Origin of the sequence: Burkholderia sp. Bp8991, from assembly GCF_003853795.1 — a bacterium.
Lineage (GTDB): Bacteria > Pseudomonadota > Gammaproteobacteria > Burkholderiales > Burkholderiaceae > Burkholderia.
The window spans coordinates 268,185-290,745 of the sequence record NZ_QTQJ01000002.1; the positions used below are offsets into that span (position 1 = coordinate 268,185).

A 22,561-nucleotide genomic window follows, 5' to 3' on the forward strand; every position below is an offset into this window, starting at 1 on the left:
TCCGGGCGAACATTGCCAAAACGACAATCGGTCGCGCCCCGCGCCATTCCCGCATTCTCTGGAGACACCCTGATGCACCCCTCGCCCAGCCTTTCGACCGGACGTTCGAAGGCCGCCGCGGTATTCCGCGTGACGGCCGGCAACTTCCTCGAGCAGTTCGACTTCTTCCTGTTCGGCTTCTACGCGACGCAGATCGCCGCCGTGTTCTTTCCCACCGCGAACGAGTTCGCCTCGCTGATGATGACCTTCGCGGTCTTCGGCGCCGGCTTCCTGATGCGGCCGCTGGGCGCGATCGTGCTGGGCGCGTACATCGACGACGTCGGCCGCCGCAAGGGCCTGATCGTCACGCTCGCGATCATGGCGAGCGGCACCATCCTGATCGCGTTCGTCCCCGGTTATGCGACGATCGGCCTGCTCGCGCCCGCGCTCGTGCTGATCGGGCGACTGCTGCAGGGCTTTTCGGCAGGCGCGGAACTGGGCGGCGTGTCGGTCTACCTCGCCGAAATGGCCACGCCCGGCCGCAAGGGCTTCTTCACGAGCTGGCAGTCGGCCAGCCAGCAGGTCGCGATCGTCGTCGCGGCCGGCCTCGGCTTCGCGCTCAATCAATGGCTGAGCGCATCGGCGATCGCCGCGTGGGGATGGCGCGTGCCGTTCTTCGTCGGCTGCATGATCGTGCCGTTCATCTTCATGCTGCGCCGCAACCTCGAGGAAACGCAGGAGTTCAAGGCGCGCCGGCACCGCCCGAGCATGAAGGAAGTGTTCGGCACGCTGGCGCACAACTGGGGTGTCGTGGTCGCCGGCATGATGCTGGTCGCGATGACGACCACGAGCTTCTACCTGATCACCGTCTACGCGCCGACGTTCGGCAAGACGGTCCTGCACCTGAGCACCGCCGACAGCCTGCTCGTCACGCTGTGCGTCGGCGTGTCGAACTTCGTGTGGCTGCCGATCGGCGGCGCGCTGTCCGATCGCATCGGCCGCCGGCCGCTGCTGGTCGGCATGACGCTGCTCGCGATCGCCACCGCGTACCCCGCGCTGTCGCTGCTCGCGCATGCGCCGTCGTTCATCAACATGCTGCTCGTGCTGCTGTGGCTGTCGTTCATGTACGGGATCTACAACGGCGCGATGGTCGTCGCGCTGACGGAAGTGATGCCCGTCGAGGTGCGCGTGGCTGGCTTCTCGCTCGCCTACAGCCTCGCGACGGCCGTGTTCGGCGGCTTCACGCCTGCCATCTCCACGGCGCTGATTCACATGACGGGCGACAAGGCCGCACCCGGCTACTGGATGAGCCTCGCTGCGGTGTGCGCGCTGCTCGCGACGTTCGTACTCTATCGCCGCCATCCGGCGACGCTGACACCGGCGCACTGACGCCGCATTCCGAACCCCTGCCCCGACTTCGCATGACCCAGGCCACGACCACGACCATGAAGAACCTGTTCCTGAAACTGTGCGCGACCGCACTCGTCGCCACCTCCGCAATCGCCGCGAACGTGCAGGCCGCCGAGCTGCACGTGATGAGCTCGGGCGGCTTCACCGCCGCCTACAAGCGGCTCGGCCCGCAGTTCGCGGCCCGCACGGGCAACACGCTCGACACGGCGCTCGGCCCGTCGATGGGCAAGTCGCCCGAAGCGATTCCGAACCGGCTGGCGCGCGGCGAGCCGGCCGACGCGGTGATCATGGTCGGCTACGCGCTCGACGACCTGATCAAGCAAGGCAAGGTGATCCCCGGATCGCGCGTCGAGCTGGCCGATTCGCGGATCGGCATGGTCGTGCGCGACGGCGCGGCGAAACCCGACATCAGCTCGGCCGACGGCCTCAGGGAAGTGCTGCTGCATGCGAAGTCGATCGCCTACTCGGACAGCGCGAGCGGCGTCTACATCGAGCGGGAATTGTTCAAGAAGCTCGGCATCGAAGACCAGGTGAAATCGAAGGCGAAGATGATCCCGCGGATCCCGGTCGCCTCCGTGGTCGCGAACGGCGACTACGAAATCGGCTTTCAGCAGGTGAGCGAACTGCTGCCCGTGAAGGGCGCGACCTTCGTCGGCAAGATTCCCGAAGCGCTGCAGTCCGTCACGCGCTTCGCGGCCGGCATCCCGGTCGGCGCGCAGCATCCGGAGGAAGCGAAGGCGCTCCTCGACTATCTCGCGTCGCCCGACGTGCAGGCGGAAGTCAAATCGACCGGGCTGGATTCCGTCTCCGCGCATTGAGCCCGCAAGCCGGGAAGGCGCGTGTCAGACCGCCTTCCCGTCGCGCCCGGCGCCGGCCCCGGCATCGTCGGCGCCATTCGGGCCTTCCGGCCCGGCCGCGTTCAGCACCCGCACGAGACGCGCACGATCGCACGCCCCTTCCCACGACGATACGAAGATCACCGCGCACGCATTGCTGATCACGCTCGTCAGCGCACGCGCCTCGGACATGAAGCGATCGATGCCGACCAGCAGCGCGACCCCGGCAACCGGCAGGTCGGGCATCACGGCAAGCGTCGCGACGAGCGCCACGAGCCCGCTGCCGGACACGCCGGCCGCGCCCTTCGACGTCAGCAGCATGACGGCCAGCATCGCCGCGATCTGCGGCGCGGACAGCGGCACGTCGCACGCCTGCGCAATGAACAATGCCGCGAGCGTCAGATAGATCGCGGTGCCGTCCAGGTTGAACGAATAGCCGGCCGGCAGCACGAGCCCCACCACGCCCTTGTCGCAACCGAGCGACTCCAGCTTGACGATCAGCCGCGGCAATACCGGCTCCGTCGACGAGGTCGCGAGGACGATCAGCAGCTCCTCGCGCAGGTAGCGCAGCAGCCGCCACAACGCGAATCCGTGCAACCGCGCGAGCGGTGCGAGCACCACCGCGACGAACAGCCCGCAGGCCATGTAGAACGACATCATCAGCCGCGCGAGCGAGCCGACCGAGCCGATGCCGAAGCGGCCCACCGTGAAGGCCATCGCGCCGAATGCGCCGAGCGGGGCGAGCCGCATGATCATCGCCAGCACGCGAAAGACGATCTGCGCGACGCCGTCGATCAGCGCCAGCACGGGCCGGCCGGCCTGCGGAGCCGCATTGAGCGAAAAACCGAACAGCAGCGCCAGCAGCAGCACCGGCAGCACCTCGCCCTGCTGGAACGCGCCGAGCATCGTGTCCGGGATCACGCTCAACGCAAACTCGACCAACCCGCGCGGCGGCGCATGCCGCGTATAGGGCGCAAGGACGCTCGCATCGAGATGGCGCACATCCACGTGCATGCCGGCGCCCGGCTGCAGCACGAACGCGGCGACGAGCCCGAAGGCGAGCGCGGCGGCGGTCAGCAGATAGAACAGCACCAGCGCGCGGACGATCGTGCGACCGATGGCGGTCCCGTTCGCCAGCGACGTGATGCCCGACACGATCGTGCAGAACACGACCGGCGCGATCATCATCCGCACGAGGCCGACGAAGGCATCGCCGAGCGGCTTGAACATCGCGCCCGCCGACGGCCAGAAATGGCCGACGCTCACGCCGAGCACCATCGCCAGCAGAACCTGCACGTAGAGCGAACGAAGCGGTCTTGCCAGCGTCACGATGCGGTCTTGCCCGATGTTCCGGCCGCATTCGCCGCATGCGCCACCTGTTTCGATCCATCGCCGCGCTTCGCATCGACGACCGCCTGGTGGAACGCTTCCGCGGCCGGTGTGAGCGGGCGTCCGCGCCGTTTCACGATGCCCACGCGGCGCTTGACCGCCGGCTCGACGAGCGGCACGCTCGTGAGCAGCGGATGGTCGTGCCCGGGCATCGCCATCGACGGTACCGCGGCGACGCCGAGCCCTGCCTCGACCAGCCCGAGCATGGTCGTCACGTGGCGCGTCTCGCACACGCTCGGCGCCCGCGGCGCGACGCTCGTCAGCGCCTGGTCGAGCAACAGGCGGTTGCCGGACGTCTTGTCCACCGACACGTACTCGTACTCGTAAAGCTCGTTCCAGGTCACGCGCTTCTTGCGCGCGAGCGGATGGTCGCGCCGGCACGCGGCGACGAACCGCTCCTGCAGCAGCAGCTTGAATTCGACCTCGGGCTCCTGGCTGCCCATGAAGCTCACGCCGAAATCGGCCTCGCCGCTGATGACGGCGCTCAGCACCTCGTTCGCGCTCGCGTCCAGCAGCTTGACCCGGATGCGCGGAAAGCGGCGGTGATAGCTCGCGATCACGTTCGGCAGAAAGTAGTAGGCGACCGACGGCACGCACGCGATCGTCACGTGACCGAGCCGGCTCGATGACACGTCGCGGATGCCGAGCAGCGCGACGTCGAGATCGTCCAGCAACTGCTCGGCGCTCGGCGCGAACACGCGGCCGACGGTGGTCAGCGAGACGCTGCGCGTGGTGCGCTCGAACAGACGCACGCCGAGCGCTTCCTCCAGTTTGTCGATCCGGCGGCTCAACGCGGGCTGTGAAATGCTGATCGCCTCGGCGGCCTTCCGGAAGCTGCCCAGCTCCACCACCGCGCGAAACGCCTGCAAATCGGTCAAATCGAAGTTGATTCCCACGGGCCGTGTCTCCACATCTCGAATGCCCGGTATTTTGCATGATTCGGGCAGCCACACCCAGCCCGGAGATGCCCGGCTCCGCCACCCCGCTACGCGCGATGCCGCAACGCATCGATCACGATCGAAAACGCGCGCGACGCCTGGCGGCGGCTCGGGTAGTACGCGTGATAGCCGGGAAAGACCGGGCACCAGTCCGGCATCACGATGCGCAGCCTGCCGGCGTGCACGTGGTCGAGCACGATGTCCTCGGTGACGAACGCGATGCCGAATCCGTCGAGCGCCGCCTGCAGCATCTGTGGCTGCGTGTTGCAGGTGATCCGCCCGTTCACGCGCGCCTGGATCTCGTTCCTGCCCTTCTTCAGCTCCCATGCGTAGATGCCCTTCGCGGTCGCGAGCCGCAGCGTCACGCAATCGTGATCGAGCAGGTCTTGCGGCGTCTTCGGCGGCTTGCGGCCGTCGAAATAGGCCGGCGACGCAACCATCGCCATCCGGATGTCCGGGCTGATGCGCACCGCGATCATGTCCTTCGCGACCTGGTTGCCGTAGCGCACGCCGATGTCGTAGCGCTCCTCGACGATGTTCGACAGCCCGTAGTCGACCGAGAACTCGACGCGGATGTCGGGGTAGTCGGGCAGCACCTTCCTGAGCTTCGGCCAGATGATCGTGTCGATCGGATGCTCGGTGGCCGTGATCCGCACGACGCCGGCCGGCTTGTCGCGGAAATCGGCCACCGCGGCGAGCTTCGTTTCGATCTCGTCGATGCGCGGCGCGACGGTCCGGAACAGTTCCTCGCCCGCTTCGGTCGTCGCCACGCTGCGCGTCGTGCGCGTCAGCAGCCGCACGCCGAGCCGCGCTTCGAAATCGCGCACCGTCTGGCTCAGCGCCGATTGCGACACACCGAGGCGCGCCGCCGCGCGCGTGAAGCTCCGGTCGCGCGCCACCGCGAGAAACGCCAGCAGATCGTTGAGGTTTTCGCGCGGCATGTCGGTCGGCTCCTGTCGAAACGGACGCCCATCCTAGCACCGACGCCGCCGCGCGCCACCCGGTACGGCCTCCGTCGATTCATTAGACTGACTTATAAGTCCAAGCGCAGTGTGCTACTTAATCGATCGATCGTGGGTCGATAGACTGCGAAGCCTTCGGGTCCCCCTGCGGCCGTAGCCGACTGTGGGGATCTCCCCTGCATTCCTTTCCGGAGTCCGTCTCGTGAAATCCGCTCTTCGCCTTCTCGTCGCCGCACTCGCCGTGTCCGGCCCGTGGTTCGCCCATGCGCAGGGCCTGACGCGCGAGCAGGTGCGCGAGGACATGATTCGCTACGAAGCCGCCGGCTTCAATCCGGCACGCGCGAATCCGCGCACGTGGGTGGACGATGCCCAGGCCGCGTCCGTACGCGTCATGGCCGCGCACGATGCCGGCGCCCGCACGCATCTGGCCGATCGCGGCGCGGCCGCCGCGCGCTGCGACTGACCGACGCCGCCCCTTCGCCCACGATCCGCACCGCTTCGACGATGCAAGCCGTTGCCACTTCCGACCGGCGCCCCGCGCCCGTTCAAACCGCCGCATGGGGCGCCGTCCTCGCGATGGCGCTCGGCGCGTTCGCGCTCGTCGCGTCCGAATTCATGCCGGTCAGCCTGCTGACGCCGATCGCCACCGACCTGCACGTCAGCGAAGGCCAGGCGGGCCAGGCCATTTCCGTGTCCGGCGCCTTCGCGCTCGTGACGAGCCTGTTCATCGCGTCGCTGGCCGGGCGGCGCGATCGCAAGCGGCTGCTGCTCGTGCTGACGCTGCTGACGATCGTCTCCGGCACGATCGTTGCGTTCGCACCGAATTACGTTGCCTTCATCGCGGGGCGCGCACAGATCGGTGTTGCGATCGGCGGGTTCTGGTCGATGTCGGCCGCGACCGCGATGCGGCTGGTGCCCGATGGCGAGGTGCCGCGCGCGCTGGCGATCGTGAACGGCGGCAACGCGCTCGCGACCGTCGTCGCGGCGCCGCTCGGCAGCTTTCTCGGCGGCATCGTCGGCTGGCGCTGGGCATTCTTCTGCGTCGTGCCGGTCGCGGCGCTCGCGTTCGGCTGGAAACTCGTCAGCCTGCCGCCGATGAAAGCCGCATCGCACGCGGCGCCCGCCAATGCGCTCGCACTGCTCGGCCGCGTGCCGGTCGCGCTCGGCATGGCGGCCGTCAGCCTGCTGTTCATGGGACAGTTCGCGCTGTTCACGTACCTGCGGCCGTTCCTCGAAACGGTGACGCACGTCGGCAATGCCACGCTGTCGCTGATGCTGCTCGCGATCGGCGTGGCCGGGGTCGCGGGGACGATCCTGATCGGTGCGTGCCTGAAGAACGGGCTGTACCGCACGCTCGGCGTCACCCCGCTGCTGATGGCCGCGATCGCCGTCGCGCTCGTGTGGTGCGGCGCGTCGACCGCCGCCACCGCGGGCCTGCTTGCCCTGTGGGGACTGACCGGCACGGCCGCGCCCGTCGGCTGGTGGATGTGGCTCGCGCGCACGCTGCCGCATGACGCGGAAGCCGGCGGCGGCCTGATGGTCGCGGTCGTGCAGCTCGCGATCGCGCTCGGCGCGACGACGGGCGGCCTGCTGTACGACCTGCACGGCTATCGCGCGACCTTCGCGATGAGTGCGGCGCTGCTCGTTTGCGCCGGCGTGGCGGCGTTCGCGGCGGGACGCGCCGCCGCTGCGCGCACGGCAGGCGGCTGAGCACCGCACGACGGCGCTCTAGGCCGCTTCGGGCCGCTCCGGGCCGCTCGATGCTGTTTTGCAAGTCGTACCGTGCAAGGCGGCTGGAGCATCGCCGGGGGCTGCTTGGATCCCCTGTCCCCCGCCATCACCGGACGCGGTTCCGACACACGACGCGTCCATCGCGACCGCACGCGGCATGCCGGTTGCTGCATCTCGTCGATATCGTCGATACGGGAGCCGCCGATGCACACACTGCCGATGTTCCGCCCCGGCAACGCCTTCGATCGGCCTGTCGCGCGCGCCCGAGCATGCCGCTTCGCGCGCGCGGCGTCGGCCTGCACCGGAGGACTGGCATGAAGCGCGACGCTAGCACGAAACCGGCGGCGGTCCCGGCCGCCGCCGACACACCGGCCACGCTCGACGCATGCCGCCGCTGCGGGCTGTGGGAACATGCGACCCAGCCGGTGCCCGGCGCCGGGCCCGTCGACGCACGCATCATGCTGGTCGGCGAACAGCCGGGCGACCAGGAGGACCGCGCGGGCATCCCGTTCGTCGGCGCGGCGGGCCGCATGCTCGACCGCGCGCTCGACGAGGCCGGTATCGCACGCACGAGCGTCTACCTGACCAATGCGGTCAAGCACTTCAAATGGGAACCGCGCGGCAAGCGGCGGCTGCACAAGACGCCCGCGCAGCGCGAGGTCGCCGCCTGCCGCTACTGGCTCGAACGCGAGCTCGACGCGGTGAACCCGCGCGTGATCGTCGCGCTCGGCGCGACGGCGCTGCGCGCGGTGCTGCAGGACAACGACGCGACGGTGGAGCGCACGCGCAAGCCGGTGCGCTCGCCGGACGGCTGTCTCGTCGTCGCGACCTATCACCCGTCCTACGTGCTGCGCACGCGCGGCGCCGATTCGCGCGAGCATGCGTACCGGACGCTCGTCGACGCGCTGCGCACCGCGTCGCGCCTCGCGCGCGGCAACGGCGGCGCGCACGAGGCATCCGGAGACGCCGAATGAGCAACCTGCGCGGCGGCGCGTCGCGCGACACCCCGGCCGCCACCACCGCCGCGAAGCCCTGGTACCGTCGGCTCGGCCCCGGCCTGCTCGCGGGCGCGTCCGACGCCGATCCGAGCAACGTCGCCGTCTATGCGCAGGCCGGCAGCCAGTTCGGCTTCCACATGCTGTGGATGATCGTGATCACGCTGCCGATGATGGTGGCCGTGCAGCTCGCGGCGGCATTCATCGGGCGCGCCAACCGCGAAGGCCTCGTGGCCGGCATCCGCGAGCAGTTCTCCGTCCGCCTCGCCAAGGCCCTGATCGTCATGGTGGTGATCGTCAATGTCGTGAACGTCGGCGCCGACCTCGCCGCGATGGGTGATGCGACCGCGCTCGTCGCCGGCGGCCGCAGCTACTGGTATGCGCCCGTCTACGGCATCGCGTCGCTCGCGCTGCAGGTGCTGCTGTCCTACGAACGCTACGCGCGCTGGCTCAAATGGATGACGTTCGGCCTGCTCGCCTACGTGCTCGAACTCGGCTTCGTGCACATCGACTGGCGCGGCCTGCTGCACGCGATCGTCCTGCCGCACATCGCGTTCACGCACGACTATGCGACCACGGCGGTCGCGGTGCTCGGCACGACGCTGAGCCCGTACCTGTTCGTATGGCAGGCCGCGCTCGAAGTCGAGGAAACCCAGGCCGAGCGCCGCAACGGCGACACCGCGTGCACGCCCGGCGCGCGCCGTGAAACCGGGCGGCGCATCACGTTCGACACCTGGACCGGGATGATCGTCACCAACGCGGTGTCGTTCTGCATCATGGTGATCGGCGCGGCGGTGTTCTTCTCGCACGGCAAGCACGACATCGGCTCCACCGCGCAGGCTGCCGAGGCGCTGCGCCCGATCGCCGGCGAGGCGGCATTCGTCGTGTTCGCGTTCGGCATCGTCGGCTGCGGGCTGCTCGCGATCCCCGCGTTCGCGGGCAGCGCCGCATACGGCTGCGCGGAGGCGTGGCGGTTCCGCGAAGGGCTGAACGAACCGGTGCGGCGCGCACCCGCGTTCTATGCGGTACTGGCCGGCTGCGTGGTCGTCGGCATCGCGATCTGCTTCAGCCCGGTCGATCCGATCAAGGCGTTGTACTGGAGCGCGGTGCTCAACGGCGTCGCGGCGGTGCCGATGCTGGTGCTCGTGATGCTGCTGTCGCAGCGGCGCGATTCGGCCGGCCAGCCGGGCAGCGGCATCGCGTCGAAGGTGTTCGGGTGGCTGGCGGTCGCGCTGATGGCGGCATCGGTGGTCGTGATGGCCGCGGACATGCTGAGCTGATCATGGCGGCATGGTTGCGCCTGCAACCGTTCACGCGTGACGGACGGCGTGGAAAGCGAACGCCCCTGAGGGTCGGGTGACAACCGGGCACGCCGCGCGAGCGGCGTCGCCCGGCTGCCCGACCGGCAGCGTCACATCATCTTGCCGCGCGACTTTTCGGCCCGCGCCGCATCGGCCGCCGACTCGACCTTCTTCACTTCCTCCGGCGGCGGCAGCACCGCCTTGAAGCCCATCGAGTCGATCCACATCTCGCGCGCCCAGCCGCGGGTGTGATACAGGTGATGGTCCTCGTCCGCCTCCACCTCGTCGTGCGCGGCCTTCAGCGCCTTCGCCGCGTCGCGATCGCGCAGCTGGTCGGCCGCATAGCCGATCAGCTCCCAGTTCAGGTGGTCCTTCGTCTCGGCGAGCACCACGCACTCGGCCGCGACGATCTGCGCGACCGCCGGGTCGGCCTGCTTCTTCGCCTGCTCGATCACCTGGACGAGCGACTTGCCGGTTGCCGCCACGGCGGCGCGCCCCGGCGACTGCGTATCCGGATCGAGGCCGAGCGTGTCGAATACCTTGCGCAGCACTTCCTGGTGATGCATCGTTTCGCGGTGGTACTTCTCCCATTCCTTGTGCAGGTCCTCGTCGGTCGCACACTTGAGCGCGGCCTCGTAGATCTTCGCGCCGCCGAGCTCGGTTTCGTATGCCTGGCACAGCAACGCCAGGATGCCTTCGTGCTTCGATTGCCGTTGGCCCATGACTGCTTCTCCGAAAAAACGGGCCGCCCGCGCGGCCCTGGGGTTGAACCGGGCACGCGTTACTGCGCGCCCACCTTGCGCTGGAGTGCTTCCGCCATGCTCAGGTGATGCCTGAGCGTCGGCAGCGCCGCGGTCGCGAACGCCCGCAGCTGCGCGTCCTGGCCGCCGCGCGCCTCGTCTTCGAACAGCGCGACCGCCTTCTTGTGCGCGTCCGGGCCGGCCGCGGCCACATACGCCGTGTCGAAGTCGTGTCCGCTCTTGCCGCGCAGCGCTTCGACGTCCGGGTCGTGGATCTGCTCGACCTGCGGCTTCATGCCCGCGCGTGCGGCGACCTCGTCGAGCTTCGCGTTCGCCTTGCCGTGGTCGGCCACCATGCGTTGCGCGAACGCGCGCACGTCCGGCGACTGCGCCTGCTTCAACGCGAGCTGGCTCGCCTGCACTTCGGCCTTGCCGGCCAGCGCGGCCTTGTCGACGAATTCCGCATCGCCGCGCTGCGGCGCCTTCGCGATGCCCGGATCGCCCGCGCCGGCGGCGCCCGACGACGGGTTGATCACGCCGCCCGGCACATGCGAATTCGACGCGGGCGGCTCGCTCGGCGCCTGTGCCTGCGCGAGCCCCGCCATGGCGAGTACGCCCGCGGCGAGCGCCGCGATCGTCCAGTTGGGTTGTTTCATGCGCTTTCTCCTGGTGTGGCGGGAGTCGTCACCCGCCGACGATCGAGCCGCCGTTCGGATGCAAGGTCTGTCCCGTCATGTAGCTCGCGCCGTCCGACGCGAGCAGCACATAGCAGCCGATCAGCTCGTCCGGCTGCCCCGGCCGCTTGAGCGGCACGTTCGAGCCGAACGTCGCGACCTGTTCGGCGGTGAAGGTCGACGGGATCAGCGGCGTCCAGATCGGCCCCGGCGCGACGGCGTTCACGCGAATGTCGCGCTCGGCCAGCTCGATCGACAGCGAACGCGTGAACGCGACGATCGCGCCCTTGGTCGCCGAGTAGTCGGGCAGCTTCGGGCTGCCGTGATACGCGGTCACCGACGCGGTGTTGACGATGCGCCCGCCCGCTTTCATGTGCGGCAGCGCGGCCTGCGTGCAGAAGAACATGCCGTACACGTTCGTGCGGAACGTGCGCTCGAGCTGCTCCTCGGTCACGTCCTCGATGCCCGGTTGCGGATGCTGTTCGCCCGCGTTGTTGACCAGCACGTCGAGGCGCCCCAAGCGCTCGACCGTGCGCGCGACGGCGTCGCGCGCCTGCCGGCGGTCGCCGACGTCGCAAGCGATGGCCTCGCAGCGCCGCCCCGCCTGCTCGATCAAGCGCTTCGTGTGCGCGGCATCGTCGGATTCGTTCAGGTAGACGATCGCGACGTCCGCGCCCTCCTTCGCGAAACCGATCGCGACCGCGCGGCCGATCCCGCTGTCGCCGCCCGTCACGAGCGCGACCTTGCCGGCGAGCCTGCCGCTGCCGACGTAGTCGGCCGCCTCGTCGCGCGGCTTCGGATGCATGTCCCGCTCGGTGCCCGGCTGCCGGGCCTGTTCCTGGGGTGGCAGGGTCTTTGCCGTCGTCATGGGTTCCTCCTTGAACGGGTGTCGGCGAGACGTCGCAAGCGGCATGCCGCGCGGCGGCCCGGCCCGGTGCACGCGCGATGCCCGCGCGCCGCGCGCCGCGTTGCAAGCGCGTGCAGAAACGGCATGCTCAGCGCGGCGTGCCCTGCGTCGTGCAGTCCGGCCGGCGCACCGGATCGAAGTCGCGCCATTCGCCGTCCTGCCAGTCGCCTTCGACACGTTCGATCGCTTGCGCACCGGTCGCACGCAGCACGTCTTCCGCGGTCGCCGCGGTCGTCGACGTCACGCGCGCGGCCAGGATCACGCCGGTTTCGGTCTTCGCGAGCGCGCCCTTGCCTTCGGCCTGCTCGCCGCGCATCCGGCCGAGCGCGCCGCCGAACGCACCGAGATAGGCACCGGCGAGCGCACCGGCGGCCGGCACGAACCAGTAGCGCACGCCGAACGCATAGACGATCAGCCCGACGATCGCGCCGATCAGCAGCCCGCGCAGCGCGCCGACCAGCGCGCCGCGCCCGCCGGGCTTCGCGGCCGTATCGGCATACACGTCGCCGCCGATCGGAAAGCGCGCGTGCTGGCCGCCCGGGTTCAGGAAGAAGATCGACACGTCGTCCGGGCCGAACGCGCGCTCGTAAAGGTGGCGCGCCCCACCTTCCGCTTCATCGAACGTCGTGAAGCGGCCTGCGACGATCATCGCCATGGTCGTGCTCCTCGTGGCCGTAGGGTGCCGCACACGCGAGCGCGGGCGCGACGCGACGCGGGGGCGCTCACATCAGCCGCCCGAGTTCCTTCGATACCGATGCCGGCGTGCCGTATTCCCGGTCGGGGATCTGCCTGAGCATGTCGAGTACGCGCGGGTCGGCATGCGAGCGCTCCGCGCACTCGACCACCTCCGCCTTGCTCGCCGGATAGTCCATCCCCTTCAGCGCCTTCTGCACGTCGACCGGGCTCGGCGCCTTGCCGTGCCCGCTCTGGTGGCCGCCCTTGTCGTGATCCTGCTGCTCGCGCTCGCCTTCATGCGCGCGCGCGTGGCTGTATTCGTGGCCCGTATGTTGTCGGGATGACATGGAAACCTCCTTCGAATGAAAAACGGAAAGGCACGCCATTACGTCGAGGCGCGCCGCGACCGCGCGAACGCGGCAACCATCAGCGCCGCCGCGCCCAGCGCGACCGCGCCCGCGACCTTCGGCCGCTGCACCACCGCGTTGTATGCGCAAGCGCGCAGCACGGGCCCGTCCATTCCTTCGCGCTCATGCAGCGCATGGCGGGACTCGTATAGCGCGTTGTCGTCGCGCGGCCGCGCGGGGCGCACCGTGCGCTGGCCGCGCGAGAACAGCGTGGCCGCGATGCGATCGAACAGGCGCGGCGCGTGATACGCGCCGGCCGACGTGAGCTTCGCGGCACCGCCGACGAACAGCGCGCGGCGCGGGTGCGCCGCCGCGAACAAGATCGCGTCGGCGACGAGCTCCGGGTCGTAGATCGGCGGCGGCAGCCGAGCCTCGACATTCATGTAGTTCTTCGCGTGCATCACGAACATCGTGTCGATCGCGGCCGGCTTGATCAGCGTGACGGACACCGGCAGGCGATCGGACTCGAGCTCGAGGCGCAGCGAATCGGTGAAACCCTTCACCGCGTGCTTCGATGCCGCATACGCGCTCTGCAGCGGCACCGGCGCGTCGGACGCTTCGCTGCCCATGTTGATGATCGCGCCGCCGTGGAAATCGCTCTTGCGCCGGAAATGATCCGACGCGACGAGCGAGCCGTGCACGACACCCCAGTAGTTGGTGTCGAACAGCCGGCGCTGATCCTCGAGCGGCACCGCCGCCGCCGTGCCGAAGATCGACACGCCCGCGTTGTTGACCCAGGTGTCGAAGCCGCCATAGGTATCGGCCGCCGTCGCGGCCGCGCGCTGCAGGTCCTCGAGAATGCCGACGTCGCCGGCGACCGGCACTGCGAGGCCGCCGTGCTGGCGGATTTCCTCGCACAGCGTGTTCAGCGCGTCCGCGTTGCGCGCGAACAGCACCAGCTTCGCCCCGCGCCGTGCCGCCTTGCGCGCGGTGACGAGGCCGATGCCGCTGGTGGCGCCCGTGATCACGATCGTCTGCTCGCCGACCGGTTTGAGCATGCAGTTCATCACTGGACTCCTTCTGCGGGGCCGGTTATTTCGGGCGGATGGTCAGCTGGTCGCGCACGTCCTGCACGCCGTCGATCTGCCTGACGACACCGACGGCCTGCGTGCGCTGCTGCTCGTCCGGCACGCTGCCGGTCAGCATCACGACGCCGTGACGCGTCTTCACGTGAATGTCGCCGGCCGACAGGCCGCTCGTGCCGACCAGCTCGGCCTTCGCCTTGGTCGTGATGGTCGCGTCGCGGATCTTCGTGCCGGTGCTCGAATGCGTCATCGACGACGATGACGACGACGACATGGATGACGATGCCGAGCCGTCGTCTCCGGCGGCGAACACGTTCGGCGCGACGGCGATACAGGCGGTGGCCGCGGCGATCGCGACCGCCATGCCGAGACGGCTGGCGGGATGACGGCGGAATCGCGGTGCGCGGGCTTGCAGCGGGAATACCTTCATCGTGACCTCCTATCGTGAGGCCGGCGTGGCCGGCGGACGTCCGGGTGTCGCAAATCGCGTGCCGCGCGCAACCGGCCGCATCCCCGCTCGGCCCACCGATCGGACGCCCTTTCATCCAACCCGTTGTAATTTTTTCGGCACCTGGGCGGGGCGTGCCGCCCGCAAAGTGACGGGCATGGCGATTGCCGCAGAGGGACGCAACGGGGCTCGCCGGCGCGGGCCCCGACCTCGGGAGCACTACCATGCAAAGAATCGCGTTGATCAGTGAACATGCGTCACCGCTGGGGGTGATCGGCGGCGTGGACGCGGGTGGCCAGAACATCTACGTCGCGAACGTCGCGAAGCAGTTGGCCGAGCGCGACCTCGACGTCGACGTCTACACCCGCTGCGACGATCCGCACCTGCCGGAAGTCGTGCAGATCGGCCCGCGCATGCGCGTGATCCACGTACCGGCCGGGCCGCCCGCTGCCGTGCCGAAGGAACGGCTGCTGCCGTACATGGGTGCGTTCGCGGACTACATGACGGCGCGCATGCGGCGCGAGCCCGACCCCGTCGACGTGATGCACGCGAACTTCTTCATGTCGGGCGAGGCCGCGCTGCGCGTGAAGCAGCGTCTCGGGATCCCGCTCGTCATGACGTTCCATGCGCTCGGCCGCGTGCGCCGGCTGCATCAGGGCGCGGCCGACGGCTTCCCCGACGAACGCTTCGCGATCGAGGACACGCTCGCGCGCCGCTCGGACCGGCTGATCGCCGAGTGCCCGCAGGATGCGCTCGACCTGACCACGCACTATCGCGCCGATGCCGCGCGCATCGAGATCGTGCCCTGCGGGTTCGATGCGGGTGAATTCCGGCCGGTGCCGCGCGTCGATGCGCGTGCGCGGCTCGGCTGGCCCCACGATGCGTTCGTCGTGCTGCAGCTCGGGCGGCTCGTGCCGCGCAAGGGCATCGACACCGTGATCGATGCGCTCGCGCGGATGCCACGTGACCCGAACCGGCCGACGCGGCTCTACATCGTCGGCGGCAGCCACGCGACGCCCGACCCGGCGCGCGATCCGGAACTCGCACGCCTCGCCGCGCTCGCGCACGACGCCGGCATCGCGGAACGCGTGACGTTCGTGGGCCGGCGCGAGCGCGACGCGCTGCACCTGTACTACAGCGCGGCGGACGTCTTCGTGACGACGCCGTGGTACGAGCCGTTCGGCATCACGCCGGTCGAGGCGATGGCATGTGCCGCGCCGGTGATCGGCAGCGACGTCGGCGGCATCCGCACGACGGTCGACGACGGCGTCACCGGCTACCTGGTGCCGCCGCGCGACCCGGCCGCGCTCGCCGGGCGGCTCGTGCAGCTGCGCGCGCAACCGGCGCTGTGCGATGCGCTCGGCCGGGCCGGTTACCTGCGCGCCCACCGCTTCTATACGTGGCGCGGCGTGACCGACCGCCTCGTCGACATCTACCGCGACGTCGCGCATCCGCAACGTGCCGGCACGGCGGCCGGCAGCCGCCGCACGCCCGTCGCGACCACGCCGGGCGTACTCGCCCACCGCAAGGAGAATGCATGATGAAGGGCTACGATCGCAAACGGGTACTCGTCACCGGCGGCGCCGGATTTCTCGGTTCGCATCTGTGCGAACGCCTCGTGACGGCCGGGCACGACGTGCTGTGCGTCGACAATTTCTACACGGGCGCGAAGGACAACATCGCGCACCTGCGCGATGCGCCGAACTTCGAGCTGATGCGGCACGACGTGACGTTTCCGCTGTACGTCGAGGTCGATGAAATCTACAACCTCGCATGCCCGGCGTCCCCCGTGCACTATCAGCGCGACCCGGTGCAGACGACCAAGACCAGCGTGCATGGCGCGATCAACCTGCTCGGCCTCGCGAAGCGCGTGAAGGCGCGCATCCTGCAGGCATCGACGAGCGAAGTGTACGGCGACCCCGACGTGCATCCGCAGGACGAGCGCTACTGCGGCCGCGTGAACCCGATCGGCATCCGCGCGTGCTACGACGAAGGCAAGCGCTGCGCGGAAACGCTGTTCATGGACTATCACCGCCAGTACGGCGTCGACGTGCGGATCGCGCGGATCTTCAACACGTACGGGCCGCGCATGCATCCGGCCGACGGGCGCGTGGTGTCGAACTTCATCACGCAGGCGCTGGCCGGCGAAGCGTTGACCGTCTACGGCGACGGCAGGCAGACGCGCTCGTTCTGCTATGTCGACGACATGGTCGATGCGCTGATCCGGCTGATGGACGAACCCGGCGACGCCTGCGAGCCGGTGAACCTCGGCAGCGACGACGAGATCGCGATGATCGACGTGGCGCGCGAGGTCGTGAGGATCGTCGGCGCGACGGTCGCGATCGAGTTCCGTCCGTTGCCGTCCGACGATCCGCGTCAGCGCCGGCCCGATCTCGACGCCGCGCACCGGCGCCTCGGCTGGCGCGCGACGACGCCGCTCGCGAGCGGGCTCGCGCATACCGCGCGGTATTTCATCCATCGGCAGGTCGCGAATCACACGCCGGGCGATCTCGTGCGCAGCACGCGGATCGCGTCGCACATGCTCGCGCAGATCAGCACACGGAACCGGCCGGGGGCGGCGACGTGAACGGCACGACGTGACACGACGCTGCGTCGTCGCGCGCCCGGGGCGACGGGCGCCGCGCATCGGCCGACGCGCGTCAGCCGTCGCGCGTCGTCACGCGCGCGATCCGGCGGGCCAGCTCGCGCACGTCGACCGGCTTGCACAGATAGCCGTCGAAGCCCGCTTCGAGCGCACGGCGTTCGTCGCCGAGGCCCGCGTGCGCGGTGACCGCGAGCACGCGCAGGTTGGGCGGGCTGCCGCCGTTCGCGCCGCCGCGGCGCAACGCATCGAGCAGCCAGAAGCCGTCGCCGTCGGACATCGCCAGATCGGACAGCACGACGGTCGGCTTCACCTCCGCGACGATGGCGAGCGCGTCACGGCCCGACGACGCGACCGCGACGACCGCACCGAGCGTCGCCAGCGCGGCGGTCAGGCTCGCACGCGTGGTCGGGTCGTCGTCGACGATCAGGATGCGCTGCGACTCGAGCATCGGCGTACCGCGCGCGACGTCGTCCGGCGTGACGCTCCACGCCATCGCCCCCGCCGGCTGCCAGCCGGCCGGCAACGTCACGGTGAACGTGGCGCCGCGATTGCGGCCCGGGCTCGCGACGCTGACCGTGCCGCCGTGCAGCTCGGCGATATGCCGCACGATCGACAGGCCGAGCCCGAGCCCGCGCCGCGACGAGGCAGGCGACTCGTCCGCGCGGCGGAACATGTCGAACACGTACGGGATGAAATCCGGCGCGATGCCTTGCCCGGTATCGGCGACGGTCAGCATCGCGTGCCCGGCGTCGCGCGACAGCGTGACCGTCACCGCGCCGCCGGCCGGCGTGAATTTCAGCGCGTTCGACACGAGGTTCGACAGCATCTGCCGCAAGCGCTCCGCGTCGCCCGACACCACGCATGTGGACGTGGCGCAGTCGAATTCGAGCGCGATGCCGGCCGACGACGCGGCCGTCTGGAACGTGCCCGTCGCATCGGCGAACAGGCGCACCACGTCCACCGGCATCGAATCGATCCGCAGCTTGCCGGTCGCGAGCGACGATGCGTCGAGGATGTCGCCGACCATGCGCGTGAGCGAACGCGCGCTGCGATCGATCGCGTCGATCGCCTGCTGCTGCAATCCTTCTTCGCGCGAATTGCGCAGCACCTCGACCCAGCCGTAGATCACGTTCAGCGGCGTGCGCAGTTCGTGCGACACGGTCGCGAGCAATTCGTCCTTCAGGCGGTTCGACGTATCGGCCTGGTCGCGCGCGTCGCGCGCGCCCTGCAGCGAGCGGTGCGCGCGCAGGTCGCGGCGGCGCTGTGCGCCGGTCTCGCGCAGCGTCAGCGACAGCGCGACGCTGGCGCGCAGGTCGCCGCGCACCGGGCATGCGGACACCGTTGCGCGAAAGCGCCGGCCGTCGCGGCGCACGCACAGCAGTTCGAGCGGGCCGACCGGTTCGCGCATCGCGTCGAACGTTTCGGCCAACGGATTGCGCTGCAGCCAGCGCATCGCGACGAGCGATTCGAACGGGCGCCCGTAGGCCTCGGACTCGTCGTACCCGAAGATCCGCTGCGCGGCCGGGTTCCAGCTGACGATGCGGCCCTGGCCGTCGACCCCGACGATCGCGTCCGGCGATGCCTCGACGACCGCGAGCTGCAGCCGCGACTTGTCGGCGCGCGCGCGCGCCACGCCGGCATCGCAGAACAGCAGCACCGCGCCGTCGATGTTGCCGTCCGCATCGGCGATCGGCGCCGCCGCCTCGGCGATCGGCACCGGCGTGCTGCCGGCCGCGCCGTGCAGCCAGTGCCGGTCGGACAACGCATGCACGCCGCCGAGCGCCCGCTCGAGCGGCGTGGCCTGCACGCGCCGGCCGTCGTGATCGAACAGGCGCAGCACGTCGCTCACGGGCCGGCCCGTCGCCTCGTCCACGCCGCAGCCTGCCAGCTCGGCCGCCACCACATTCAGGTAAGTCACCCGGCCTTTCCCGTCGGTCGCGATCACGCCGTGCGGCAGCGACTGCAGCACGGCTTCGAGCTGCCGCCGCGCGGCCGTGTCACGCCGGCGCGCGACGTCGTTCGTGAGCCGCGCGTGGTGCAGCATCGCCGCGCCCGCGCAGACCAGCATGCCGACCAGCAGGAAGACGAAGAGCTGCACGAGCCGGGCCGACAGCGGCCCGGTGTACGCGGCCGGATCGGACAGGAACAGCGTCCAGATCAGCAGCCCGCTGACCACGGTCGACACGATCCCGAACAGGAACGACGTCACCCAGGCCGCGCCGGCCAGCATCGGGTAGTACAGGATCAGCGACAGGTTCACGCCGCCGAAGCGGATCGCCAGCGCCTGCAGCACGGTGGCGATCGCGACGAACATCACGGCGGTTGCGTAATTTCCGACCTGCGGCCGTGCAAATTCAAACATCGGACACGCTCCTGCCGACCCGCCGGCGGCAGCCGGCCACGCGCAGCCGGACGGGCACGTCACCTGCTCGGCCGCCTGTGCTGACCTGGGAGACCTTCATACCATGACCGCTCCGACACGCTGGCTCGTCGTCTCGCCGCACCTCGACGACGCCGTCTTCAGTTGCGGGCAGCTGCTCGCGCAGGCACCGGGCTCGGTCGTCGTCACGGTGTTCGCGGGCATTCCGGAACACGGTACGGCCGCGCCGCCGTGGGACCGTCGCGCGGGATTCCGCACGGCCGACGACGCGATGCGCAGGCGCCGCGACGAGGACCGTCATGCGCTCGCGCTGCTCGATGCGCGGCCCGTCTGGCTCGACTTCCTCGACGACCAGTACGGCACGCCGGCCGCGTCGGCGGCAATCGCCGCGCGCGTGGCCGACGTGATCGACGCGCACCCGGGCTTCGGCGTGCTGGCGCCGGCCGGCCTGTTCCATCGCGATCACCTGCAGGTTCAGCAGGCCGTGCTGGCGCTGCTGCGCGATCACGACCGGGCCGGCGACGCAGCGCGCGTGTGGCGCTTCTACGAGGATGTGCCGTACCGGCGGATCGACGGGTTGATGGCCCGGCGCGTGACCGGCTGGCGCGAGCACGGCTGGATCGGCCACCCGGTCGGCGCGCCGGCCGGCAACGGCATGGACACGGCGGCTGCGAAGGCCGCCGCCGCCGCCGCGTATGCGAGCCAGATTGCGCTGTTGGAGCCTCATATGCGTGCCGATCTCCGTGAACCCGAAACATACTGGCGGCTCGAATGCGACGGCACGTCCGCGTGACGCCCGCGCGTGTCGTGCTGCCGCCGCGCGAACCACGCGTGACCGCGGTGGTGCTGACCTGCCGGCGCTCGATGGAGCTCGCGCGCACGCTGGCGCGGCTCTCCGCGCTGCCCGACCGGCCGGCGATCGTCGTCGTCGACAACGGCTCGGACGACGCGACCGCGGCGCTCATGCACAGCCGCTTTCCTCATGCGACGCTGGTGCATGCGCCGGCCAATCTCGGGGCCGCCGGCCGCAACCTCGGCGCGGCCGTCGCCCGCACGCGCCACGTCGCGTTCTGCGACGACGACACGTGGTGGGCGCCCGGCTCGCTCGCCGAAGCCGCGAACCTGCTCGATGCGTACCCGCATGTCGCGGCCGTCACCGCGCGCGTGCTGGTCGGCCCCGACCGGCGCGAAGACCCGACCTGCCGGCTGATGGCCGACAGCCCGCTCGATGCGCCCGTCGCGCTGCCGGGCCGCCCGATCCTCGGGCTGCTGGCCGGCGCGAGCGCATTCCGGCGCGACGCGTTCGTGGCCGCGGGCGGCTATCATCCGCGCTACTTCCTCGGCGGCGAGGAAGCGCTGCTCGCGCTCGATCTGTATCGCGCGGGCGCGTGGCTCGTCTATGCACCGCGTCTGACGGTTCATCATTACCCTTCGAAGCAACGCGACGTGCAGACGCGCGCGAGCGTGTCCGCCCGCAACGCGGTGTGGACCGCGTGGCTCAGATGGCCGGCCCGCGCCGCGCTCGCGCATACCGTCCGCATGCTGCCGCGCCTGTGGCGCGAACGCGGCATCGTGCCCGCCTTCGCGGGCCTGCCGTGGATCCTGCGCGAACGGTGCGCGCTGCCGCCGCACGTCGAACGCATGCGCCGCCGGCTCGACGACGACGCGCGTCGCCGCGCGGGCGGGCGCGCATGAGCGCGCCCGGCACGACATCAGGAGTCCGGTTTTTCCGCTTCGTCTTCCAGTTGCGCGAGCCGGTTGTAGATCGTCTTCAGGCTCACGTCCAGCACTTCGGCCGCCTGCGCCTTCACGCCGCCGCATTTCGCGATCGTGCCGAGAATCAGCTTGCGGTCGACTTCCTCGAGCGGCGTGCCGAACGGCACCGTCACGCGATCCTCGTGCGCGTCGACCATGTTCGACAGTTCGTCCATGATCGGCGGCGGCAGCGTGTCGATCACGTCCGCGTCGGCGAAGATGCTCGCGCGCTGCACGAAGTTGCGCAGCTCGCGCACGTTGCCGGGCCATGCGTAGGACTTCAGCGCTTCGCGCGCGGCGGGCGCAAAGCGCAGATTGCGGCCGCTTTCCTCGTTGTAGTGCTGCAGGAACGCGTCGGCGAGCATCGGGATGTCGTCGCCGCGCTCGCTCAGCGACGGCAGCGGGATCGGGAACACGTTGATCCGGTGATAGAGGTCGGGCCGCAGCTTGCCGTCGGCCATCGCGGCTTCCGGATCGCGGTTGGTCGCCGCGACGATGCGCACGTCGACGTCGATCTCGCGCGTCGAGCCGAGCCGCGTGAGCCGCCCGGTTTCCAGCACGCGCAGCAGCTTGACCTGCGATTCGACCGGCATCTCGGTGATTTCGTCGAGGAACAGCGTGCCGCCGTCCGCGCGTTCGAAGAAGCCCTTGTGCTGGCGCTCGGCGCCAGTAAAGCTGCCGCGGTCGTGGCCGAACATCTCGCTCTCGACGAGATTCGCGGCGATCGCGCCGCAGTTCACCGCGAGGAACGGGCCGCGGCGGCGCAGGCTCAGGTCGTGCACCGTCTGCGCGGCGAGTTCCTTGCCGGTGCCCGACTCGCCGGTGAGCAGCACCGACGCCTCGGTGCGCGCGACGCGACCGATCGCATCGTAGACGGCCTGCATCGCGGGCGAGCTGCCGAGCATCCGGCCGAAGCGGCCGAGACGCTTCAGTTCGGAGCGCAGTTCGGCGATTTCCTCATGCAGTGCGGTGGTGCGCGGCACGCGCGCGAAGATGCTGTTCAGCCGCTGCATGTTGATCGGCTTCACCAGATAGTCGGTCGCGCCGCGCCGCAATGCGTCGATCGCGGTTTCGAGGCTCGCGTGACCGGTGGTCAGCACCATTTCGCAATGCGCGCGCTTCGGCAACGCGTCGAACAGATCCATGCCGTTGCCGTCCGGCAGCACGAGATCGCACAACACGAGATCGGGAGTGTGCGTCGAGACGAGCGTGCGCGCTTCTTCGAGCGTCGCGGCCGTGTCGCATGCAAGCTGCTGCGCTTGCGCGAGGGTCGCGAGCATCGTGCGCGTATCGGCGTCGTCTTCGACGATCAGGACATAAGGCATCGAAGCTCCTGGTGGGTGCGGCCCGGGCGCAAGGCGTCGGCCGAAACCGCGGCGGGCGTGCGATGCGGGGTACGACGCC

General features: G+C 70.0%; 22 protein-coding genes. 10 read left to right on the forward strand and 12 right to left on the reverse strand.

The window, feature by feature from the left end; translation table 11 throughout:
* The first annotated feature begins 72 nt into the window (after positions 1–72).
* Positions 73–1,368, forward strand: coding sequence for an MFS transporter (locus tag DIE02_RS03270; protein WP_124521708.1), 1,296 nt, complete (start codon positions 73–75; stop codon positions 1,366–1,368).
* Between the two features lie 56 nt (positions 1,369–1,424).
* The gene (locus DIE02_RS03275) at positions 1,425–2,207 is read left to right on the forward strand and encodes a substrate-binding domain-containing protein (protein WP_124528828.1); all 783 of its coding nucleotides are present in this window, start codon (positions 1,425–1,427) and stop codon (positions 2,205–2,207) included.
* Positions 2,208–2,231: 24 nt separating this feature from the next.
* Here the strand turns inward: DIE02_RS03275 and dctA are convergent, their stop codons facing one another.
* The 3 genes from dctA to DIE02_RS03290 all read right to left on the reverse strand — a co-directional run bounded on the left by dctA (position 2,232) and on the right by DIE02_RS03290 (position 5,493).
* The gene (gene dctA / locus DIE02_RS03280) at positions 2,232–3,554 is read right to left on the reverse strand and encodes a C4-dicarboxylate transporter DctA (RefSeq protein ID WP_124528736.1); all 1,323 of its coding nucleotides are present in this window, start codon (positions 3,552–3,554) and stop codon (positions 2,232–2,234) included.
* Positions 3,551–4,510, reverse strand: a complete 960-nt coding sequence (locus DIE02_RS03285) for a LysR family transcriptional regulator (protein ID WP_124528738.1) — start codon at positions 4,508–4,510, stop codon at positions 3,551–3,553. Before DIE02_RS03285 ends, dctA begins: the two co-directional genes overlap by 4 nt.
* 89 nt (positions 4,511–4,599) lie before the next feature.
* Positions 4,600–5,493 carry a LysR family transcriptional regulator gene (locus DIE02_RS03290; protein WP_124528740.1) on the reverse strand — a complete coding sequence of 298 codons (894 nt, stop codon included), beginning with the start codon at positions 5,491–5,493 and terminating at the stop codon, positions 4,600–4,602.
* A gap of 223 nt (positions 5,494–5,716) precedes the next feature.
* On the opposite strand from DIE02_RS03290, the gene DIE02_RS03295 reads away from it, so the two are divergent.
* The 4 genes from DIE02_RS03295 (at position 5,717) to DIE02_RS03310 (ending at position 9,520) form a co-directional block, all read left to right on the forward strand.
* Positions 5,717–5,977, forward strand: a complete 261-nt coding sequence (locus DIE02_RS03295) for a DUF4148 domain-containing protein (RefSeq protein ID WP_124528742.1) — start codon at positions 5,717–5,719, stop codon at positions 5,975–5,977.
* A gap of 41 nt (positions 5,978–6,018) precedes the next feature.
* Entirely contained in the window at positions 6,019–7,224 is a 1,206-nt protein-coding gene (locus tag DIE02_RS03300; protein ID WP_124528744.1) for an MFS transporter, read from the forward strand.
* Between the two features lie 335 nt (positions 7,225–7,559).
* Complete coding sequence (locus DIE02_RS03305; protein WP_124528746.1) at positions 7,560–8,219, forward strand: UdgX family uracil-DNA binding protein; 660 nt, start codon at positions 7,560–7,562, stop codon at positions 8,217–8,219.
* On the forward strand, positions 8,216–9,520 hold the full coding sequence (locus DIE02_RS03310; protein WP_124528748.1) for an NRAMP family divalent metal transporter: 1,305 nt from the start codon (positions 8,216–8,218) through the stop codon (positions 9,518–9,520). Before DIE02_RS03305 ends, DIE02_RS03310 begins: the two co-directional genes overlap by 4 nt.
* A gap of 131 nt (positions 9,521–9,651) precedes the next feature.
* Here DIE02_RS03310 and DIE02_RS03315 read toward each other — a convergent pair whose 3' ends face one another.
* The 7 genes from DIE02_RS03315 to DIE02_RS03345 all read right to left on the reverse strand — a co-directional run bounded on the left by DIE02_RS03315 (position 9,652) and on the right by DIE02_RS03345 (position 14,399).
* Positions 9,652–10,263, reverse strand: a complete 612-nt coding sequence (locus tag DIE02_RS03315) for a DUF892 family protein (RefSeq protein WP_044843370.1) — start codon at positions 10,261–10,263, stop codon at positions 9,652–9,654.
* Positions 10,264–10,322: 59 nt separating this feature from the next.
* Entirely contained in the window at positions 10,323–10,937 is a 615-nt protein-coding gene (locus tag DIE02_RS03320) for a DUF4142 domain-containing protein (protein WP_124528750.1), read from the reverse strand.
* Between the two features lie 28 nt (positions 10,938–10,965).
* On the reverse strand, positions 10,966–11,823 hold the full coding sequence (locus DIE02_RS03325) for an SDR family oxidoreductase (protein ID WP_044843368.1): 858 nt from the start codon (positions 11,821–11,823) through the stop codon (positions 10,966–10,968).
* Between the two features lie 127 nt (positions 11,824–11,950).
* On the reverse strand, positions 11,951–12,517 hold the full coding sequence (locus DIE02_RS03330; RefSeq protein WP_124528752.1) for a hypothetical protein: 567 nt from the start codon (positions 12,515–12,517) through the stop codon (positions 11,951–11,953).
* 67 nt (positions 12,518–12,584) lie between these two features.
* On the reverse strand, positions 12,585–12,884 hold the full coding sequence (locus DIE02_RS03335) for a DUF2795 domain-containing protein (RefSeq protein WP_044843366.1): 300 nt from the start codon (positions 12,882–12,884) through the stop codon (positions 12,585–12,587).
* Between the two features lie 38 nt (positions 12,885–12,922).
* On the reverse strand, positions 12,923–13,951 hold the full coding sequence (locus DIE02_RS03340; RefSeq protein ID WP_124528754.1) for an SDR family oxidoreductase: 1,029 nt from the start codon (positions 13,949–13,951) through the stop codon (positions 12,923–12,925).
* A gap of 25 nt (positions 13,952–13,976) precedes the next feature.
* Positions 13,977–14,399: a BON domain-containing protein gene (locus DIE02_RS03345; RefSeq protein ID WP_044843364.1), complete on the reverse strand. Its 423-nt coding sequence runs from the start codon at positions 14,397–14,399 to the stop codon at positions 13,977–13,979.
* A gap of 242 nt (positions 14,400–14,641) precedes the next feature.
* Here DIE02_RS03345 and DIE02_RS03350 point away from each other — a divergent pair, with 242 nt between their 5' ends.
* The gene (locus DIE02_RS03350) at positions 14,642–15,958 is read left to right on the forward strand and encodes a glycosyltransferase family 1 protein (RefSeq protein WP_044843363.1); all 1,317 of its coding nucleotides are present in this window, start codon (positions 14,642–14,644) and stop codon (positions 15,956–15,958) included.
* Positions 15,958–17,004: a UDP-glucuronic acid decarboxylase family protein gene (locus tag DIE02_RS03355; protein ID WP_044843362.1), complete on the forward strand. Its 1,047-nt coding sequence runs from the start codon at positions 15,958–15,960 to the stop codon at positions 17,002–17,004. Before DIE02_RS03350 ends, DIE02_RS03355 begins: the two co-directional genes overlap by 1 nt.
* Positions 17,005–17,077: 73 nt before the next feature.
* Here the strand turns inward: DIE02_RS03355 and DIE02_RS03360 are convergent, their stop codons facing one another.
* Complete coding sequence (locus tag DIE02_RS03360) at positions 17,078–19,384, reverse strand: ATP-binding protein (protein WP_124528756.1); 2,307 nt, start codon at positions 19,382–19,384, stop codon at positions 17,078–17,080.
* Positions 19,385–19,487: 103 nt separating this feature from the next.
* Between DIE02_RS03360 and DIE02_RS03365 the strand changes: the two genes are divergently transcribed.
* Positions 19,488–20,195, forward strand: coding sequence for a PIG-L deacetylase family protein (locus DIE02_RS03365; protein ID WP_124528758.1), 708 nt, complete (start codon positions 19,488–19,490; stop codon positions 20,193–20,195).
* Positions 20,174–21,097, forward strand: coding sequence for a glycosyltransferase family 2 protein (locus DIE02_RS03370; protein ID WP_124485781.1), 924 nt, complete (start codon positions 20,174–20,176; stop codon positions 21,095–21,097). Before DIE02_RS03365 ends, DIE02_RS03370 begins: the two co-directional genes overlap by 22 nt.
* Before the next feature lie 17 nt (positions 21,098–21,114).
* On the opposite strand, the gene DIE02_RS03375 is transcribed toward DIE02_RS03370, so the two are convergent.
* Entirely contained in the window at positions 21,115–22,482 is a 1,368-nt protein-coding gene (locus DIE02_RS03375; protein ID WP_044843358.1) for a sigma-54 dependent transcriptional regulator, read from the reverse strand.
* Between the last annotated feature and the right edge of the window lie 79 nt (positions 22,483–22,561).

What these genes read in the sequence shown, in the direction of transcription:
- DIE02_RS03270 (WP_124521708.1), top strand. Translation starts at nt 73, where the DNA reads ATGCACCCCTCGCCCAGCCTTTCGACCGGACGTTCGAAGGCCGCCGCG.
- DIE02_RS03275 (WP_124528828.1), top strand. Translation starts at nt 1,425, where the DNA reads ATGAAGAACCTGTTCCTGAAACTGTGCGCGACCGCACTCGTCGCCACC.
- DIE02_RS03290 (WP_124528740.1), bottom strand. Translation starts at nt 5,493, where the DNA reads ATGCCGCGCGAAAACCTCAACGATCTGCTGGCGTTTCTCGCGGTGGCG.
- DIE02_RS03300 (WP_124528744.1), top strand. Translation starts at nt 6,019, where the DNA reads ATGCAAGCCGTTGCCACTTCCGACCGGCGCCCCGCGCCCGTTCAAACC.
- DIE02_RS03305 (WP_124528746.1), top strand. Translation starts at nt 7,560, where the DNA reads ATGAAGCGCGACGCTAGCACGAAACCGGCGGCGGTCCCGGCCGCCGCC.
- DIE02_RS03310 (WP_124528748.1), top strand. Translation starts at nt 8,216, where the DNA reads ATGAGCAACCTGCGCGGCGGCGCGTCGCGCGACACCCCGGCCGCCACC.
- DIE02_RS03315 (WP_044843370.1), bottom strand. Translation starts at nt 10,263, where the DNA reads ATGGGCCAACGGCAATCGAAGCACGAAGGCATCCTGGCGTTGCTGTGC.
- DIE02_RS03320 (WP_124528750.1), bottom strand. Translation starts at nt 10,937, where the DNA reads ATGAAACAACCCAACTGGACGATCGCGGCGCTCGCCGCGGGCGTACTC.
- DIE02_RS03325 (WP_044843368.1), bottom strand. Translation starts at nt 11,823, where the DNA reads ATGACGACGGCAAAGACCCTGCCACCCCAGGAACAGGCCCGGCAGCCG.
- DIE02_RS03330 (WP_124528752.1), bottom strand. Translation starts at nt 12,517, where the DNA reads ATGGCGATGATCGTCGCAGGCCGCTTCACGACGTTCGATGAAGCGGAA.
- DIE02_RS03335 (WP_044843366.1), bottom strand. Translation starts at nt 12,884, where the DNA reads ATGTCATCCCGACAACATACGGGCCACGAATACAGCCACGCGCGCGCG.
- DIE02_RS03340 (WP_124528754.1), bottom strand. Translation starts at nt 13,951, where the DNA reads ATGAACTGCATGCTCAAACCGGTCGGCGAGCAGACGATCGTGATCACG.
- DIE02_RS03345 (WP_044843364.1), bottom strand. Translation starts at nt 14,399, where the DNA reads ATGAAGGTATTCCCGCTGCAAGCCCGCGCACCGCGATTCCGCCGTCAT.
- DIE02_RS03350 (WP_044843363.1), top strand. Translation starts at nt 14,642, where the DNA reads ATGCAAAGAATCGCGTTGATCAGTGAACATGCGTCACCGCTGGGGGTG.
- DIE02_RS03355 (WP_044843362.1), top strand. Translation starts at nt 15,958, where the DNA reads ATGAAGGGCTACGATCGCAAACGGGTACTCGTCACCGGCGGCGCCGGA.
- DIE02_RS03360 (WP_124528756.1), bottom strand. Translation starts at nt 19,384, where the DNA reads ATGTTTGAATTTGCACGGCCGCAGGTCGGAAATTACGCAACCGCCGTG.
- DIE02_RS03365 (WP_124528758.1), top strand. Translation starts at nt 19,488, where the DNA reads ATGACCGCTCCGACACGCTGGCTCGTCGTCTCGCCGCACCTCGACGAC.
- DIE02_RS03370 (WP_124485781.1), top strand. Translation starts at nt 20,174, where the DNA reads ATGCGACGGCACGTCCGCGTGACGCCCGCGCGTGTCGTGCTGCCGCCG.
- DIE02_RS03375 (WP_044843358.1), bottom strand. Translation starts at nt 22,482, where the DNA reads ATGCCTTATGTCCTGATCGTCGAAGACGACGCCGATACGCGCACGATG.